The following is a 17,049-nucleotide window of genomic DNA, read 5'->3' as shown; positions in this document are numbered from 1 at the left end:
ATTGGACCCCCGAGATGCCGCCGTTGCTGCACCGTCTTTCCCAGCCTGTCACCGCGCCCATCCGGCGTTGGGTGCTGGGCGCCTTCCCCCGCGGCCAGAGCGGCATCGAGTACGACCACCCGCAGGGCGATCCGGGCTGGTTCGGGCCGCACAGCGCGACCTGGCGGGTGCATTCGGAATTCCCCGGCATGCTCGCCGGCGGCCTGTGTGCCTTGATGCTGCAGACCCTGCACCCGCTGGCCCTGGCCGGGGTGTACGACCACTCCAACTTCCGCGACGACCTGGTCGGACGGCTGCGTCGCACCACGGCCTTCGTGGCCGGCACCACCTATGCGCCCAGCGCCGAGGTGGATGCGCTGGTGGCCAAGGTCACGCGCATTCACGCGCAGGTGCGCGGGCACAGTGCCGACGGCCGCGCGTATTCAGCCGATGATCCGGCCTTGCTCACCTGGGTCCACGTGACCGAGGCCTACGGTTTCCTGCAAGGCTGCCGGCGCTACTGCCGCGAGGTGCCCGGTGCGGTGGCCGACCAGTATTACCGCGAGTACAAGCGCGTTGCCGAGGCACTGGGCGCCACCCAGGTGCCCGCGTCTGAAGCGGAGGTGGACGCGTACTTCGCCCGGCAGCTGCCGCAGCTTCGGTTCGATGGGCGCTCGCGCGAAGTGCTGGGGGTGTTGTCGGGCATCCGCCTGCCGGTGCCGATGGCCGGATTGTCGCGTGAGCTGTTCCTGGGCGCGGGTGCGGCGTTGTTGCCGGACTGGGCCGAGGCGATGCTGGAACGCACGGCAATGCAACGCGCGCAGGCACGCACGTCCGCCCGCGTGCTGCGCGCGATGACGCCGTTGTTCCGGCGCGCGCTGCAGGATGGTCTGGCCCCGCGTGCCTGCGCGCGGATGGGCCTGCCGGCCAGCGTGCTGGCCGAGTGGCCTCCCCCGTAGAGCCGACCGTTGGTCGGCTGCGCCATCGCCGCACGGCCCGGATTGGCGTGCGGGTGTGCGTGGGGTGTCGCGGAGGGCAGCCGACCAACGGTCGGCTCTACCGGGCGTTCAACACCACGCCGATGCGCGCCGGCTGTTCACCGCGCCCCCAGACGCGAAAACGGGCGCCGAAGCGCCCGTTTTCAGGTGTCACCGTCGCGCGGTGACACCGATCACCACACCTTGACCCGCTTGTCCGGGGCCAGGTACAGCTTCTGGCCTTCCTTGACCTCGAACGCCGGGTACCACGCGTCCAGGTTGCGCACGGTGAGCGCGCGGAACTGGCCCGGTGCGTGCACGTTGGTCAGCAGCGAGTTGCGCAGGGCCTGCTCGCGCGCCTTGCTGCGCCAGGCCTGGGCAAAGCCCAGGAAGAACCGCTGGTCCGGGCTGAAGCCTTCCAGGGTCTGGCCCGGCTTGCCCTGCAGCGACAGCTGGTAGGCGTCGTAGGCGGTGGCCAGGCCGGCCACGTCGGCGATGTTCTCGCCCAGGGTCAGGCGGCCGTTGACCGACACGCCCGGGAACGGCTGGTAGCTGCTGAACTGCGCGGCCAGCGCATCGCCGGCGGCGTTGAACTTCTTCAGGTCATCGGCCGTCCACCAGTTGTGGAGCTTGCCGGTTTCATCGAACAGCGCACCGGCATTGTCGAAGCCGTGGCTGATCTCATGGCCGATCACCGCACCGATCGCGCCGTAGTTCACCGCGTCGTCGGCAGCACCATCGAAGAACGGCGGCTGCAGGATCGCGGCCGGGAACACCAGGCGGTTTTCCAGCGGCACGTTCATCGCGTTGATGGTCTGCGGCAGCATCGCCCACTCGCCGTGGTCGACCGGCTTGCCCAGCTTGGCGATGTTGCGCTGGTACTCGAACTGCTCGGCGCGCTCGGCATTGCCCAGTGCGTCGTCGCGCTTGATCTCCAGGCCGCTGTAGTCGCGCCAGGTGTCCGGGTAGCCCATGCCCACGGTCAGCCCGGCCACCTTGGCCTTGGCGTGTGCCTTGGTCTGCGGCGACATCCACGCCAGCGCGTCGATGCGCTTGGCGAAGGCAGCGATGATGTTCTTGGCCATCTCATCGGCGCGGGCCTTGGTGGCCGGGTCGAAGTGGCGTTCCACATACAGCTTGCCGATGGCCTCGCCGACGGCGTGGTTGCTGTCATCCACCGCGCGCTTCCAGCGTTCGCTCTGCTGCGGGGTGCCGTTCAAGGTGGTGCCGTGGAAGGCGAAGCGCGCATCGGCGAAGGTCTTGGGCAGGTACGGCGCGGCGCGGTCCAGCGCGTGGAAGGCCAGGTAGTCCTTCCACACATCCAGCGGCTCGGTGGCCACCAGGCGCGAGATGCCGGCCACGGCCTTGGGCTGCCACACGATGAAGTCCTGCTGCTCGCCCAACTTGGCACCGGCCAGGAACGCGGCCCAGTCCATGCCCGGCGCCTTGGCGTTCAGGTCGGCCTGCTTCCAGGCATTGGCGCCCTTGGCCACATCATTGGTTTCTTCCTGGGTGGCGTGGGCCTGGGCGATCTTGGTCTCCAGCGCCAGGATGCGCTGCGCCTTGGCCGCCGGGTCGGCAACGCCGGCCAACTGCAGCACCTGGGCGATGTAGGCCTGGTACTGCTTGCGCAGCTCGGCCATGCGGCCGCCCTGCAGGTAGAAGTCGCGGTCGGGCAGGCCCAGGCCACCCTGCACCAGGTACGGCGCATTGCGGTCCGGCTGCAGCAGGTCCACCGACACCCATACGCCGAACAGGCGGTCGGTGTAGAAGTTGGTCGCATTCAGCAGGTCGACGTCGGCGCGCAGGGTGCCACCCAGGGTGGTGGCCAGCGCGGCCTTGTCGGCGATGCCGCCGATCGCGTCCAGTTCCGGCTTCACCGCGGCCACGCCACGCGACTCGATGCCGGCTTCGTCCATGAATGCGGCGTAGTAGTCGCCAATCAGCTTGGCCTCGCCACTGGCCTTGGTGTCGGCGGCGGCGCCTTCAAGGATGGCGCGGGTGTCGGCCAGGGTCTTCTCGGCAATGACATTGAAGCTGCCGTAGCTGGAGCGGTCGGCCGGGATCTCGGTGTTCTTCACCCAGCTGCCGTTGGCAAAGCCGAAGAAGTCGTCACCGGCGGCGACGCTGCGGTCCATGCCGGTCGCATCGAAGCCGAAGCTGCCCAGCTGCGGCTTGGGCGCGGCCGGTGCCGCGGCGGGGCTGTCCGGCGCGGTGGCGACGGGGGCGGCCGGCTCACGGTCGCAGGCGCTCAGGCCCAGCGACAGGCTGGCGGCGATGGCAAGCATCAGGGTAGGGCGGCGCAGCGTGGACATGGACTTCTCAGGCAACGGGGAAACCCCAAGTCTAATCCCCCGGGGACGGGGTGGGTTGCCGCTGCAGCCGTGCCTGGCTGTGCCAAGCGTGGCCGTTTTCCGCGCCGCCCGCCGCCGTGGCTCTTCCCGTGCTGCACGCGCTGGTGCATGCTGGCAGACAGGATTCGGGGCGCGCCCGCGTGCAGGCACGGCGGGGCGACGCAGAGGTCAAGAATCCCGGGCTTCGGCCGCTCAGGTTTGGGGAAACCAGGAAGCGTTTACGCATGAAGTCAGCCCATCGCAGCGGGAGAGGTCGGCAATGCCCGCGTTGAACCGCGCCTTGGCGCGGCCATTGCGCACGATCGTGTGGCTGGGCGTCAGCCTGGGCGTGCTGCTGGCCGTTGGGCTGGCGCTGACGCTGGCCAACGATTACCAGCGCCGCCAGGAAGCCGCGCAGCGCCAGAGCGCGGCGTTGGCCACCGGATCGCAGCGCCTGCTGCGGCTGGAGCTGCGCAACCTGGAGCGGGCCATCCTGGGCATCGCCGAGGACGGCGCATTGCTGTTCGAGCGGGTCCCGATGCAGGCGCCGGACCTGCTGGACGACGCCATCGGCGGGGTACTGCAGCGGCATGCCGAGCTGGACAGCATCGTGGTGGTGGACCAGTACGGCCGCGCACTGACCAGTGGCAGCGGCGACCTGTACCTGCCGCTGTGGGCCGTGGATACCAATCGCGGCAGCGACAGCCGGCTCTACCTGGGGCCGCCGCAGCAGCGCAATGCGCAGCGCTGGGTGCTGCCGCTGGCCTTGCGCATGGGCGACGACCGCTGGCTGCTGAGCCGGCTGCACACCAGCGAGCTGCAATCGATCATCGGTGGCATGGACACCGGCGACCAGGGCGTCATCTCGATCACCGATGCGCAGGGCTACGTGCTGGCGCGCAGCCCGGACACCGTGGGCCTCACCGGGCAACGTTTCGGGCTCGGCAAGCGCGAGATGCTGCGCCGCGACGCCGTGGTGCCGCTGGGCGTTGAAACCAGCGCCATCGACAACATCGAGCGGATTTCCACGCTCACCACGTTGGGTCAGTACCCCATCGCGGTGTACGCCGGGTTGGGCCGCGCGGACGTGCTGGCCCCGTGGTGGCCCTACGTGCAGGCATCGGTGGCGCTGTACTTGTTGTACTGGGGTGTGTTCGCGCTGGTGTTTGTGAGCGTGCGCCGTGCCACCCGCAGCCAGGATGCGCTCACCGAGGAACTGCGCACCGGCCACGCCGAGCTGCTGATGGCCCACCAGGTCGGCAAGGTATGCACGTGGTACGTGGACGAGGATGCCTCGCAGCTGCGCTGGTCGCCGCTGGCGCGGGAGATCTTCGGCATCGAGACTGAAAGCCTGCCGGTGGCCGCGTTCTTCGCGCGGGTGCACCGCGAGGATGCCGAGCGCATGCAGCTGGCCTTCGACAACGCCTTCGCCGGCAACGGCGTGCTGGATGAAATGTTCCGGGTGGTGCTGCCCGGTGGCACGGTGCGCTGGGTGTCGGCGCGCGGCCAGCGGGTGGCGGTGGCGGACCGGCAGCGGCACATGATCGGCGCGCTCACCGATGTGAGCGAACGCGTGCAGGCGCTGGCCCGCGTGCAGCAGGCTGAGCGTCAGTTCCGGCTGCTGTTCGACCGCAATCCCGCCCCGTTCTGGGTGTTCGACCCGGACACACTGCGCTTCATGGAGGTCAACGAAGCAGCGGTGAAGCAGTACGGCTACAGCCGCGACGAGTTCCTGTCGATGAGCATCCTGGACATCCGCCCGCGCGAAGGCTGGGACGAAATCCGCGGCGCGATTTCGCGCGCCACCATCGGCGATGCACAGGACGCGCAGGTACGCGTGCACCGGCGCAAGGACGGCACCCTGTTCGAGGTGCGCGCGCATCTGTCGCGGCTGGATTTCGACGGGCGCCAGGCCTGCCTGGTGCTGGCCGAGGACATCAGCGAGCGGCTGGCCTACGAGCGTGACCTGGCGTATCACGCCACCCACAACCCGGCCACCGGCCTGCTCAATACGCGCGCGCTGGCCGCGCAGCTGGACGAGGAGGGCGGCGGCTACACCATCGCCTACGTGCAGTTCCGCGGGCTGCAGCTGGTGGCCGATACGCTGGGTCGCGAAGTGGGCGATGTGGTGCTGCAGGCCATGGCCAAGCGCCTCGGCGGGCTGGGCACGCGCTATGGCCTGCTGGCATTCCAGCCGGCGGAAGATTTCATCTTCGCCATCCGCGACGACCACGAGCGCCAGACGGCGCTGGATACGCTGGTGCAGACGGTATCGGAGCCGGTGCGCGGACAGGACTGGCTGCACCAGTTCGAGCCGCGGATCGGCGTGGCGGTGAAGTTCGACGGTGACAACGTGCCGGCCGAACAGCTGATCGGCATGGCCGCACAGGCCGCGCACGCCGCGCGTGACGAGGGCAGTGTGATTGCCTGGTTCGACACCACGGTGAGTTCGCGGCTGGCCGAGCGGCTGCGCCTGGCCGGGCGCATCCACAGCGCGATCGACACCGAGTTCGAGCTGTACTACCAGCCGATCTGCCACGCCAGCGACGGTACGCCGGCGGCGTTGGAGGCATTGCTGCGCTGGCCGCAGGCCGACGGCAGTTTCATTCCGCCGGGCGAGTTCATCCAGTTGTGCGAAGACACCGGGTTGATCCTGGCGTTGGGGCGCTGGGTGATCCGGGCGGCGGCGCAGGCGCAGCGGCGGTTGGCCGATGCAGGCTGGCCGTTGCCGATCGCGGTGAACGTGTCGGCGGTGCAGTTCTTCAACAGCGACCTGGTGGCCGAATTCGCACGCGCAACGCAGGAGTTCGGGCTGGAGCGCGGCGCGTTGCAGGTGGAGCTGACCGAGAGCAGCCTGATGCGCAAGCCGGCCCAGGCCAAGCAGACGATGCAGCGGCTGCACGAGCAGGGCGTGTGCATTTCGCTGGACGACTTCGGCACCGGGTATTCCAACATGTCCTACCTGCAGCACCTGCCGCTGGACATCCTGAAGATCGACCGCAGTTTCGTTTCCGATGTGGAAACCAATCCGCGCAATGCATCGATCTGCCGCGCGCTGTTGTCGCTGGGTCACAGCATGGGCCTGACGGTGATCGCCGAGGGCGTGGAAACGCCGGGCCAGCATCAGTGGCTGGCCGCGCACGGCTGCGACCAGGTGCAGGGTTACCTGCTGGGCCGCCCCTCGCCGCTGGTCGAGGTGATCGCGCGGTTGGAAACCGCCGAGGCCACCTGATGCAAGGCAGCCGGGCAGAGCCCGGCGCTACGCATTACCAACTCATGCCGTCGGGCTCTGCCCGGTTGCCAGCGCACGATGCGTATTTTCGGCCGCCATCATCCCGTAGCGCCGGGCTCTGCCCGGCTGCCAGCGCCCGACGCGTGTTTTCGGCGGCCGTCACCCCGTAGCGCCGGGCTCTGCCCGGCTGCTCTACACGCAAACGCCCGCCGTCACCCCAACGCCTCCACCAGATAATCAATGAAGCTGCGCACCTTCGGGGCCAGATGGTTGCGGCTGGTGTAGACGGCGAAAATGCTGATCGGCGCGATCTCCCACTCCGGCAGCAGGCGTTCCAGGCGGCCGTCGGCCAGCGCGTCGGCAATCAGGAAGTCCGGCTGCAGGATGATGCCCATGCCGGCCAACGCGGCCTCGCGCAGCACGTCGCCGTTGTTGGCGCGCAGGCCGCCGTGCACCGGCACCGACACCTCGCCGCGCGGGCCGCGCAGTTGCCAGCTGTCGCCGCCGCCCCAGTAGCTGTAGCCCAGGCATTCGTGGTCGGACAGGTCGTCGGGCTGTTGCGGGCGGCCGTGGGCGTCCAGGTAGGCGGGGGCGGCACACAGGGTGATGTGGGTGTCGGCCAGCTTGCGTGCGATCAGCGCCGGGTTGGGTTGGCGGGTGATTCGGATGGCCACGTCGTAGCCTTCTTCCACCATGTCCACCAGGCGGTCGGACAGCGACAGGTCCAGCTGCACCTGCGGGTAGCGCGCGCGGTAGCCGGCCAGCAGCGGTCCCAGCCGGCCGATGCCGTAGCTGACCGGGGCGTTGACCCGCAGCAGCCCCGACGGTTCCAGCGCCTGCGCGCCGATGCCTGCTTCCAGTGCGTCGAACTGGGCCAGCAGCTGCACGCATTGCGCGTAGTAGGCCGCGCCGGTGCTGGTGGGGCTTACCCGGCGCGTGGTGCGGTTGAGCAGGCGCGTGGACAGGCGCTTTTCCAGCGCGGCGATCTGCCGGGTGACCCCGGCGGTGGACATATCCAAGGCCTGGGCGGCCGCGCTGAAGCCGTTGCGTTCCACCACCGCCACGAACACACGCATCGCGTCGAGGGTATCCATTGTTTCAGATCCTGTAATAAACAGCGTCGTCTGATCGTATTTATCGCCACGGCTGAGCGCAATAACCTGTCGCCATCCTAGTCCGCGAGGTGTCCCATGCCTACCACCGCTCTCCGTGTTTCCGCGCTCGCCCCTGTCGGCGCCACCCTGCTGCGCTGGGGCCTGGGCGCGCTGTTCCTGGTGCATGGCCTGACCAAACTGCTGGTGTTCACCCCGGCCGGCACCGCGGCGTACTTCCAGTCGCTGGGCCTGCCCGGCGCACTCGGTTACGTCGCCCTCGTGCTGGAGCTCACCCTTGCCGCGGCGCTGCTGCTGGGCGTGTACGCGCGGTGGGTGGGGCTGCTGGGCGTGCCGCTGCTGCTGGGCACCATCGTGAGCGTGCACGGCGCCAACGGCTTCAGCTTCGCCAACGCCGGCGGCGGCTGGGAATACCCGGCGTTCTGGGCGCTGGCGCTGCTGGTGCTGTTCTGCATCGGCGATGGCAAGTGGACGCTCGCCTCGCGCTGAGCACTGCACCGTCGTTGATCCTTCCTTGGAGCCTGTGATGTCCCGTCTGCCTTCGCTGTACATCTCCCATGGTTCGCCGATGACCGCGCTCCACCCCGGTCTGGTCGGCGAACGCCTCGCGGCGCTGGCCGCGCAGTTGCCGCGCCCGCGCGCCATCGTGATGGCCTCGGCGCACTGGCTGACCCACCAGCCGGCAGTGGGCGCACACGCGCAACCGCCCACCATCCACGATTTCGGCGGCTTCCCGCAGGCGCTGTTCGACCTGCAGTACCCGGCCCCGGGCGACCCGGCCCTGGCCGACGAGATCGCCGCGCGGCTGGCGGCGGCCGGGCTGCCGACCGCGCTGGACCCCAAACGCGGCCTCGACCACGGCGCCTGGGTGCCGCTGCGCTTCCTGTACCCGCAGGCCGACATTCCGGTGGTGCCGCTGGCGATCCAGCCGCTGCTGGGGCCGGCCCACCAGTTCGCGCTGGGCCGCGCACTGGCACCGCTGCGCGAGCAGGGCGTGCTGGTGATCGGCTCCGGCAGCATCACCCACAACCTGCACGACTGGGGCAACTACCAGGACGGCAAGGAAGCGCCCTACGTGCGTCCCTTCATCGGCTGGGTCGAACAGCGCCTGCAGGAGGACGACACCGCCGCGCTGCTCGACTACCGTGCCCGCGCGCCGCACGCAGCGCAGGCGCACCCGACCGACGAGCACCTGCAGCCGCTGCATGTGGCCATGGGCGCTGCCGGGAGTGAGACGCTGGGTGCGCAGCGCATCGATGCGGGTATCGATGCGGGGTTCCTGGCGATGGACATCTACCGCTTCGACGGGGCCGCGGCATGAGCACGCTGCACGCCGTGGCGCGCCCTGCCACCGGCCCGGCGCACGGGCTGGTGGTGCTGCTGCATGGCGTGGGCAGCAACGAGCGTTCGCTGCAGGCACTGGCGGACGGGCTGGATAAGCGCCTGCAGGTGGTGCTGCCGCGCGCGCCGCTGGCGTTCGGGGCGGATGCGTTCGGCTGGTTCACCGTGCAGTTCGGCGCGCAGGGGCCGGTGATCGACCCGGCGCAGGCCGAGGCCAGCCGTCTGCTGCTTATCGACTACGTGCGCGCATTGCAGGCAGAGCACGGCGTGGATGCCGCGCACACGCTGGTGGCCGGCTTCAGCCAGGGCGGCATCCTGAGTGCCAGCGTGTCGCTCACCGCGCCGCAGGTGGCGCGCCGGTTCGCGATCCTGTCCGGGCGCATCCTGCCGGAAATCGCACCGCACGTTCCCGCCGACATCGCCACGCGTGGCGTGCGCGGGTTGATCCTGCACGGTGAGCAGGACAGCAAGCTGCCGTTCGCGCTGGCCACCGCTGCAGCGGCGCGGCTGCAGGCGCTGGGCGTGGACCACGCATTGCACGGCTACCCGGCCGACCACACGCTGACGGCTGCGATGCAGGCCGATTTCAACGCGTGGACCGCGCGCGAGCTGCTGTCCCGCCACTGAGCCGCGGCAGGCCCGGCGTTCGCGCAGGTGGATGGGTGTGGTAGTTTTTTTGCAGTTTCCGGCGCCTGGCTGCCCGCAGCCTCCCCCCCTCGCGCCGTCCACTGGAAAATGCATGCATACCATTGAAGTCGTCCTGGCGATGCTGGTGGCCGTGGTCGCCAGCGGCTACCTGGTCCGGGTGTTGCCGCTGTCGTTGCCGCTGCCGTTGGTGCAGATCGGCCTGGGCGCGGTCATTGCCGGGGTGTTCAACCGTGGCCACGCGCTGGAACCGGAGATGTTCTTCCTGCTGTTCCTGCCGCCGCTGCTGTTCCTGGACGGCTGGCGCATTCCCAAGCAGGGCCTGTTCCGCGACAAGGGCGTGATCCTGGAGCTGGCGTTCGGCCTGGTGGTGTTCACCGTGATCGGTGCCGGCTTCCTGATCCACTGGATGATTCCGGTGATGCCGCTGGCGGTGGCCTTCGCCCTGGCGGCGATCATCTCGCCCACCGACCCGGTGGCGGTCGGATCGATCGCTGCACGCGCGCCCATTCCCAAGCGGCTGATGCACATCCTGGAAGGCGAGTCGCTGTTGAACGATGCGTCCGGCCTGGTCTGCTTCCGCTTTGCCGTGGCCGCGGTGATGACCGGCAGCTTCTCGCTGGCCACCGCATCGCTCACCTTCCTGTGGGTGGCGCTGGCCGGCGTGGCGATCGGCGCGGCCGTCACCCTGGGCGTGTCGACCTTCCAGCGCTGGCTGTGGCGGCGCTTCGGCGAGGAGCCCGGTGCAGCGCTGCTGGTCAACCTGCTGATTCCGTTCGCCGCCTACCTGCTGGCCGAAGAGGCCAACGCGTCGGGCATTCTGGCCGCGGTGGCGGCGGGCATCACCATGAGCTACGTCGAGCTCACCGGCCGGGTGTCGGGCAGCATGCGCGTGCAACGCGCGGCCGTGTGGGGAATGCTGCAGTTCAGCTTCAACGGCATCATGTTCGTGCTGCTGGGCGAACAGCTGCCGGGCATCGTCGAACGTGCGATCAAGACAGTCAGCGAGAGCGGCCACCACAGCGCGTGGTGGCTGCTGGTGTACGTGGTGGTGATCAACCTGGCGCTGGTGCTGCTGCGCCTGGCCTGGGTGTGGCTGTCGCTGCGCTGGAGCGTGCTGCGGGCGCGTCACCGCGGTGAAGCGCGGCCGGGCACGTCGTGGCGGATCGTGGTGGCCACCTCGGTGGCCGGCGTGCGCGGTGCGATCACCCTGGCCGGCGTGCTCACCCTGCCGCTGTTCCTGCCCGATGGCAGTGCCTTCCCGGCGCGCGATCTGGTGATCTTCCTGGCGGCGGCGGTGATCCTGGTGTCGCTGGTGGGCGCCAGCGTGGCATTGCCGCGGTTGCTGAAGGGGTTGGAGCTGCCGGCCGATTCGGGCGAGCGCAAGGCCGAGGATCTGGCCCGGCGGCTGGCGTCCAAGGCGGCGCTGGCCGGGGTGGAGCGCATGCGCCAGCAGCTGGTGCAGAACCAGACCACCGAGAACGTGCAGCTCTACAACGACGCCGCCTCACGGGTGAGCCTGCTGTACCAGCGCAATCTTGAGAAGGACGACGGCCCGGATGCGGACCCGGAAAAGGTGCAGCGCATGGAGCAGGGCTACCGCCAGTTGCGCGGCGCCGGTCTGACCGCCGAGCGCGAGGAGCTGTTCCGGTTGACCCGGCGCGGCACCATTTCCGACGAGGTCTCGCGCAAGCTGATCCGCAACCTGGACCTGCTGGAAACCCGCCAACGCGATTGAACCGTGGCCCGTTCGACCGGTAGGGCCACCCCATGGGTGGCTGTCGCGATGCCGGGTACATGAGGTACGCCTGACCCGGAACACAGCCACCCATGGGGTGGCTCTACCCGGCGACCGGCCGCGGGGGGCCGGCCATCAACGCGGATCACGCGTCGGTTTTCTGATCCAGGTAATACGCCACCACGGTGCCCTTGATCTTGATGGTCATCGGGTTGCCACGGCGGTCGCGGGCCTTGCCGGCCTGCACGCGGATCCAGCCTTCGCTGACCGAATACTCTTCAACGTTGTCGCGCTCGACCTCGTTGAAACGGATGCCCACCCCGCGCTCCAGGGCGGCGGCATCGTGGAAGGGGCTGGTCGGGTTGATCGCCAGGTGATCGGGAGGGGTATCGCTCATGGGCATTCAGTTGTGATGGCCACCACGGCCATCTTCCAGGCGCACAGGATAAACCGCGACGCGGCCCACGCCGAATTTCGCTTCCTGCCAACGCCGCTGCACGGCAGAATGCCCGCCTGCCTCAAGGAAATGCCGGTCATGCCTGACAACAGCGATTATTTCGACTTCGAAGAAGACGAGCGCGATTTCGACGAAGACGACTTCGAGGCGCGGATCTGGAACCTGTTCGTGCTGATCAACCCGGGCGATGACGAGCTGGCGCTGCAGCAGTTCAACCGCTGGCGCGAGGCGCTGCTGGAAAGCGGCGAGGAGATCGACGAAGAAGCCGACTGGCTGCCGCCGCTGATGGCCGCCATTGCCTGGCAGTCGGGGTTCGAGGTGGACCGTGAGGACCCCGATGCGCTGGTGTCGGCGATCAATGAGCTGGCGGCGCGCTGGAACCTGCAGCTGGACTGGGGTGGCGACCTGGACGATGAGGATTTCGCGGCCGCCACCGATGCACCGGCGCTGATGGCCACCGCGCACGACCGCCTGCGCGAGCACAACTACGCGCTGTGGAGCGTGGATACGGGCAATGGCGGCCTGGCCGGCTGGATGGCGCTCAACCGCGACGATGACGCCATGCTGGCGTTGTGCTCGCTGCTGGGCGTGGAAGTGCGGCCGGGGTCGGACCCGTTCTGAGGGGTGCTGGTGTGCCGACAAACGGTCGGCACCTGCCGGCGCGGGTAATGCGTTTGCCGATCAACGGCGGGCATTCACCGGGCGCGGGGCAGGGATCTGCCGACCAACGGTCGGCACCTACCCCTGGTATTGGCTTCGCGCGTTGGCGATGACGGCTTTGACCAGCGCGCGGTCGGTGTGCCGCGAGATGGCCTGTGCGCCGCGTTCGATCGCCTGAAGGCGAAGCGGGGCGGGGACGTCGTAATGCGCGCCGCTGGGGCGGTTCTGGAACGCCCGTCGGGGAATCCCGAGCTGCGCCGCCATGGCGTGCAGCTCGGGCAGGGTGTCGGCCATCAGATGCGCCCAGCGCTCGCCGCGCCAGGGGTGGACCGCATCGTCGATATAGACCGTCACCGGGTGGCCGTGGCTCAGGCCTGCGGCTTGTCGTCGCTGGCGGCCGGGGTGGCGTCGGCGGCGGCATCGGTGCCGGCCTCGTCTGCCACCGGGGCGTCTTCGCTGGCGTCGGCAGCGGTTTCGGCGTCTTCGCCTTCTTCGCCTTCTTCGCCTTCCACGCCTTCAAACTCGGACACCAGCTGGGTCAGGTACTCGTCGGCGGTCTTGCCTTCGTCGGCGGCCAGGTCGTCGATCAGCTGCTGCAGCTGGCTCGAGTATTCCAGGTTGACCTTGCGGCCTTCCTTTTCCTGCACGTTGGACAGGTGCTTGAGCATGGCCAGCATCGGGATCGGGTTGTCGGCGTTGCCCATGGTCTGGCCGCCGATGGCCAGCAGCCATTCGGTGCCCTGCAGGCCGATCGCGGCCACGACCTGGCCCTCTTCGTTGGTCAGCACGGCGTGGTTCTGCACCTGCTGCTGGGCGTTGAGGCGGTTGATCGGGCGCTTGGGCTGCAGCTTCTTGCGCTTGTCGCGCTTGGCCTTGGACTGCTTGGACATGGTGGGATCTATCTGTACGTGGAAAGACCCCATTGTAATGGGGGTTGGCCGCAGACGTCGGCCATTGCGGTCATGCCCCCATCGAATGCGGCCCACCGCGGTAGGGTCGGGTCCCAACCGACTGCCGGTAGCCTGTCCGCGCCCGGGGACGCATGGCCTCCAACGACATGGCGTCTGGAAGCGGTCATTCCGTTGAAGGTCATGCCCCTATCGAACGCTGCCCATGCGCGTGCAGTCGGCTGGGGCGCGACCCTACCAGCGTGCGAGGCGTGCATCGTCTGGGCGTGCAGGCATCAACCGAACGTGGCGCGCACCGACCGGCCGTGCGGCCCTCCGACCGGCCCGCACGACTGACCGACCCCCGACCGGCCGCCGGTCAGGGCGTCGCCGCTGGCGCCTGTGCGGCGTGGATGTCGGCGTCGCCGGTGGTGGGCGACAACGCGACTTCCTGTCCGGCACCGGCCAGGGCCGCCGCTTCGGCCGCCTTGGTCATCACCACGATGCTGATGCGGCGGTTGATCGGGTTGTCCGGTTGGGCCTTGTCGAACAGCACCGAGGAGGACAGGCCGACCACCCGGGTCACCTTCTCTTCGGTCATGCCACCGTCCAGCAACGCACGCCGGGCGGCGTTGGCGCGGTCGGCGCTGAGCTCCCAGTTGCTGTAGCCGTGCACCGCGTTGTAAGCGGTGGTGTCGGTGTGGCCGGTGATGCTGATCCGGTTCGGCACGTGGTTGATGAACTGCGACAGCTCGCGCAGGATTTCGCGGGTGTACGGCTTGAGCGCTGCGCTGCCCATGTCGAACATCGGGCGGTTCTGCTTGTCCACGATCTGGATGCGCAGGCCTTCCGGGGTCAGGTCCAGCAGCAGCTGGTCCTTGAACGGCTCCAGCGCCTGGCTCTTGCTGATGGCCTCTTCCAGCTCCCGTTTCAGCGCTTCCAGTTGCTGCTGCTCGCGCTCGCGTTCGGTCTGCGGGATCGGCTTGGCGGTCTGCTGGGACTGGAACGGGTCGTTGCTGTTGCCGCGCGAGATGTCGGTGGCGCCGCCCAGCTTGATCATCGAGGTGCTGGCCCCGCCCGGACCGGCCATGCCGGGCGCCGGGGTGGAGCTCTGCCCAACCAGCGGACTGGGGTTGCGGAAGTACTCGGAAATGGCCGCGCGCTCGGGCTTGGTGGTGGCCGCCATCAGCCACAGCACCAGGAAGAACGCCATCATCGCGGTGACGAAGTCGGCGTAGGCCACTTTCCAGGCGCCGCCATGGTGGGCAGCGTGGCCGGCCTTCTTGACCCGGCGGACGATGACGGTGGGTTTGTTCTCGGCCATGGGGGTGCCTTACTTGACCGTCTTGAGGTGCTGCTCGAAGGCGCTGAAGCCCGGGCGCACGTTCGAAGGCAGGGTCTTGCGGGCGAACTCCAGCGCGATCTTCGGGTTGTAGCCGCGCAGGCAGGCCAGCAGCGCGGTCTTCACCGACTCATAGATGCGGCTGTCCTGCTCGGCGCGCGCTTCCACCGCCGCGGCCAGCGGGCTGACGAAACCGTAGGCCAGCAGGATGCCCAGGAAGGTACCGACCAGCGCGCCGGCGACGTGCGCGCCCACTTCGGTGATTTCCCCGCCGATCGAGCCCATGGTGATCACGATGCCCAGCACCGCGGCCACGATGCCGAAACCGGGCAGGCCGTCGGACACCTTGTTGAGCACCGCCGAGGGCTGCATCGCTTCGGCATGGTGCTTTTCCAGCTCCAGCTCCAGCAGCGGCTCCAGCTCGTGCGGCTCGATGTTGCTGCCGATCATCAGGCGCAGGCAGTCGGTGATGAAGTCGACCAGGTGGTGGTCTGCCTGCACCTTGGGGTAGTTGGCGAAGATGCTGCTTTCGGCCGGGCGCTCCACATGGTCTTCCAGCGCCATGAAGCCTTCGCGGCGGGCCTTGTTGAGCAGTTCGTAGAGCAGGCTCAGGACGTCGATGTAGTCCTGCTGCTTGTAGGCCGGGCCCTTGAACACGCCCACGGTGGCCTTCAGGGTCTGCTTGACGGTCTTGAACGGGGTGCCGACCAGGAACGCGCCCAGTGCCGCGCCGCCGATGATGACCAGCTCATAGGGCTGCCATAAGGCAGCCAGCTTGCCGTGCGCGCCGATGTAGCCGCCGAGCACGCTGATGATGACGATGAGGAATCCAACGATGATGAGCATGGGGCCGGCGCGGAGTAGGGGATACCTCCATGTCGGCCCCGTTCCCGGTTTTCTGAAGGGGACCGTTCGCTCAATGTCACACTTTTGCAGATTCAGCCGGCCGGTTGGGCCTCGGCCCCGCCGCGCTGCAGCAGATCCGGATACGCCTGTCCGTTCGGGGTGAACGACAGCGAGACCGAGTTCAGGCAGTGCCGCTCGTGGGTCGGCGGCGGGCCATCGGGGAACACATGGCCGAGATGGCTGTCACACCGCGCGCAGACGATTTCCGTGCGGACCATGCCGTGGCTGATGTCGCGGATCTCGCGCACGTGGGCCGGGTCGAACGGGGCGAAGAAGCTGGGCCAGCCAGTGCCGGAGTCGAATTTGGTGCTGGACCGGAACAACGGCAGTCCACACAGGCGGCAGCCATAGACGCCGTCCTGCTTGTTGTCCAGGAACACGCCGCAGAACGGCGCTTCAGTGCCGTGCTGAAGCAGCACCCGGCGTTCGTCGGCGCTGAGGCCGGCCACCAGGGCGTCGCGCTGGGCGTCGCTGGGGGGAGAGAGATCGAAGGCGGTCATCGGCGGTTCCTCGCGGGGGTGGGTTCAAGATTGGGCCGGGATCGCGGGCTTCAAGCCGACGCCCCGGCGATCCAGGCGCGTTCATGGTGCTGATACCTGCATGGGTGCAAGGTGCAGTAACCCACCCCGCCGGAGCCTGCCATGTCCCGCCACGTCCGCTTCGCCACCGCGCTGGGCCTGATGCTGCCGGCCATCGGCATGGCCCAGATCGGTCCGCCGCCCAATCCCACCGCGACCCGCCCGGTGGTGGTGGCGCCGCCGGCGCCGCTGCCCACTCCGGTGCGCCCTGCGCCGGTGGACAGCCTGTCCGGGCAGATGGCGCCGGTGAAATCCAACAGCCAGGTCCAGCAGCAACTGCGCAGTCATCCCATCGAGGCCCGGGGTACCGGCCCGACGCAACCGATCCAGGGCCCCGCCCTGCAGCCCAAGGTGTATGACCGCCACGGGCGGATCATTCCCGGCGCCAAACAGGTCGGGCCGAACCGGGTGCTCGATACCCGCACTGGCAAGTACTACGACGCCATTCCCAGTGGCGATGGGCAGCAGATTCGACCGTAAGCGGCGTGCACTGGTGCAGCGCATGAACGGTGCACAAACCACGCCGCACAGTCAGCTGCATCAACGCGCCATCTCACCGCTTTTTCGCCTGTGTTTAACCGTTTTCGCGCGACCCTTTGCGTGCGCCGGAACGCGGCGTATTCCGAAGGGTTTTCCAGAAGAGTGCAATCATGACCAACCAGCAGAACCAGAAAGGCGGCAAGATGCCGCAGGAACAGCAGGGCAGTCAGCAACAGCACCAGAAGGCCGGACAGCAGAACCAGCAACAGTGGGACCAGCAGAGCCAGAAGGGCAAGCAGCCGGACCAGCGTCACCCCGATTCCAAACAACAGCGCTGACGCGCGGGATTGCATGACCACAGGCGGTGCGCGCAAGCGCGCCG

General features: G+C 68.6%; 17 protein-coding genes. 9 read left to right on the top strand and 8 right to left on the bottom strand.

Annotated features, from left to right (window positions below):
• The first annotated feature begins 14 nt into the window (after nucleotides 1-14).
• Entirely contained in the window at nucleotides 15-938 is a 924-nt protein-coding gene (locus tag DX03_RS17395) for an oxygenase MpaB family protein (RefSeq protein WP_038690744.1), read from the top strand.
• Between the two features lie 212 nt (nucleotides 939-1,150).
• Here DX03_RS17395 and DX03_RS17390 read toward each other — a convergent pair whose 3' ends face one another.
• Entirely contained in the window at nucleotides 1,151-3,271 is a 2,121-nt protein-coding gene (locus DX03_RS17390; protein ID WP_038690742.1) for a M13 family metallopeptidase, read from the bottom strand.
• 298 nt (nucleotides 3,272-3,569) lie between these two features.
• On the opposite strand from DX03_RS17390, the gene DX03_RS17385 reads away from it, so the two are divergent.
• Nucleotides 3,570-6,521, top strand: coding sequence for a bifunctional diguanylate cyclase/phosphodiesterase (locus tag DX03_RS17385; RefSeq protein WP_038690740.1), 2,952 nt, complete (start codon nucleotides 3,570-3,572; stop codon nucleotides 6,519-6,521).
• Nucleotides 6,522-6,733: 212 nt separating this feature from the next.
• On the opposite strand, the gene DX03_RS17380 is transcribed toward DX03_RS17385, so the two are convergent.
• Nucleotides 6,734-7,615: a LysR family transcriptional regulator gene (locus tag DX03_RS17380; RefSeq protein ID WP_038690738.1), complete on the bottom strand. Its 882-nt coding sequence runs from the start codon at nucleotides 7,613-7,615 to the stop codon at nucleotides 6,734-6,736.
• A 96-nt stretch (nucleotides 7,616-7,711) separates the two neighbouring features.
• Here DX03_RS17380 and DX03_RS17375 point away from each other — a divergent pair, with 96 nt between their 5' ends.
• The 4 genes from DX03_RS17375 to DX03_RS17360 all read left to right on the top strand — a co-directional run bounded on the left by DX03_RS17375 (nucleotide 7,712) and on the right by DX03_RS17360 (nucleotide 11,357).
• Entirely contained in the window at nucleotides 7,712-8,122 is a 411-nt protein-coding gene (locus tag DX03_RS17375; protein WP_038690736.1) for a DoxX family protein, read from the top strand.
• A 37-nt stretch (nucleotides 8,123-8,159) separates the two neighbouring features.
• On the top strand, nucleotides 8,160-8,954 hold the full coding sequence (locus tag DX03_RS17370) for a dioxygenase family protein (RefSeq protein ID WP_038690734.1): 795 nt from the start codon (nucleotides 8,160-8,162) through the stop codon (nucleotides 8,952-8,954).
• On the top strand, nucleotides 8,951-9,601 hold the full coding sequence (locus tag DX03_RS17365; RefSeq protein ID WP_038690732.1) for an alpha/beta hydrolase: 651 nt from the start codon (nucleotides 8,951-8,953) through the stop codon (nucleotides 9,599-9,601). Before DX03_RS17370 ends, DX03_RS17365 begins: the two co-directional genes overlap by 4 nt.
• A gap of 112 nt (nucleotides 9,602-9,713) precedes the next feature.
• Nucleotides 9,714-11,357, top strand: a complete 1,644-nt coding sequence (locus DX03_RS17360) for a Na+/H+ antiporter (protein WP_038690730.1) — start codon at nucleotides 9,714-9,716, stop codon at nucleotides 11,355-11,357.
• A 145-nt stretch (nucleotides 11,358-11,502) separates the two neighbouring features.
• Here the strand turns inward: DX03_RS17360 and DX03_RS17355 are convergent, their stop codons facing one another.
• Nucleotides 11,503-11,754 (bottom strand): DUF3297 family protein, encoded by a 252-nt coding sequence (locus tag DX03_RS17355; RefSeq protein WP_038690728.1) that lies wholly within the window; start codon nucleotides 11,752-11,754, stop codon nucleotides 11,503-11,505.
• A gap of 138 nt (nucleotides 11,755-11,892) precedes the next feature.
• Between DX03_RS17355 and DX03_RS17350 the strand changes: the two genes are divergently transcribed.
• On the top strand, nucleotides 11,893-12,435 hold the full coding sequence (locus DX03_RS17350; RefSeq protein WP_038692549.1) for a DUF6630 family protein: 543 nt from the start codon (nucleotides 11,893-11,895) through the stop codon (nucleotides 12,433-12,435).
• 117 nt (nucleotides 12,436-12,552) lie between these two features.
• Here the strand turns inward: DX03_RS17350 and DX03_RS17345 are convergent, their stop codons facing one another.
• The 5 genes from DX03_RS17345 to msrB form a co-directional block, all read right to left on the bottom strand.
• On the bottom strand, nucleotides 12,553-12,828 hold the full coding sequence (locus tag DX03_RS17345) for a DUF4031 domain-containing protein (RefSeq protein ID WP_038690726.1): 276 nt from the start codon (nucleotides 12,826-12,828) through the stop codon (nucleotides 12,553-12,555).
• A gap of 14 nt (nucleotides 12,829-12,842) precedes the next feature.
• On the bottom strand, nucleotides 12,843-13,364 hold the full coding sequence (locus tag DX03_RS17340) for a hypothetical protein (protein WP_038690724.1): 522 nt from the start codon (nucleotides 13,362-13,364) through the stop codon (nucleotides 12,843-12,845).
• A 376-nt stretch (nucleotides 13,365-13,740) separates the two neighbouring features.
• Entirely contained in the window at nucleotides 13,741-14,685 is a 945-nt protein-coding gene (gene motB / locus DX03_RS17335) for a flagellar motor protein MotB (RefSeq protein WP_038690722.1), read from the bottom strand.
• A gap of 9 nt (nucleotides 14,686-14,694) precedes the next feature.
• Entirely contained in the window at nucleotides 14,695-15,549 is an 855-nt protein-coding gene (motA, locus tag DX03_RS17330; RefSeq protein ID WP_038690720.1) for a flagellar motor stator protein MotA, read from the bottom strand.
• A gap of 92 nt (nucleotides 15,550-15,641) precedes the next feature.
• Complete coding sequence (gene msrB / locus DX03_RS17325; RefSeq protein ID WP_038690718.1) at nucleotides 15,642-16,109, bottom strand: peptide-methionine (R)-S-oxide reductase MsrB; 468 nt, start codon at nucleotides 16,107-16,109, stop codon at nucleotides 15,642-15,644.
• A 141-nt stretch (nucleotides 16,110-16,250) separates the two neighbouring features.
• Here msrB and DX03_RS17320 point away from each other — a divergent pair, with 141 nt between their 5' ends.
• On the top strand, nucleotides 16,251-16,667 hold the full coding sequence (locus tag DX03_RS17320) for a hypothetical protein (RefSeq protein ID WP_051598902.1): 417 nt from the start codon (nucleotides 16,251-16,253) through the stop codon (nucleotides 16,665-16,667).
• A 170-nt stretch (nucleotides 16,668-16,837) separates the two neighbouring features.
• Nucleotides 16,838-17,005 (top strand): hypothetical protein, encoded by a 168-nt coding sequence (locus DX03_RS17315; protein ID WP_038690716.1) that lies wholly within the window; start codon nucleotides 16,838-16,840, stop codon nucleotides 17,003-17,005.
• Nucleotides 17,006-17,049 lie beyond the last annotated feature (44 nt).

This window comes from Stenotrophomonas rhizophila, assembly GCF_000661955.1.
GTDB lineage: Bacteria > Pseudomonadota > Gammaproteobacteria > Xanthomonadales > Xanthomonadaceae > Stenotrophomonas > Stenotrophomonas rhizophila.
Note: the sequence above shows the minus strand (reverse complement) of the source record. Positions and strands in the feature narration are given on the sequence as shown.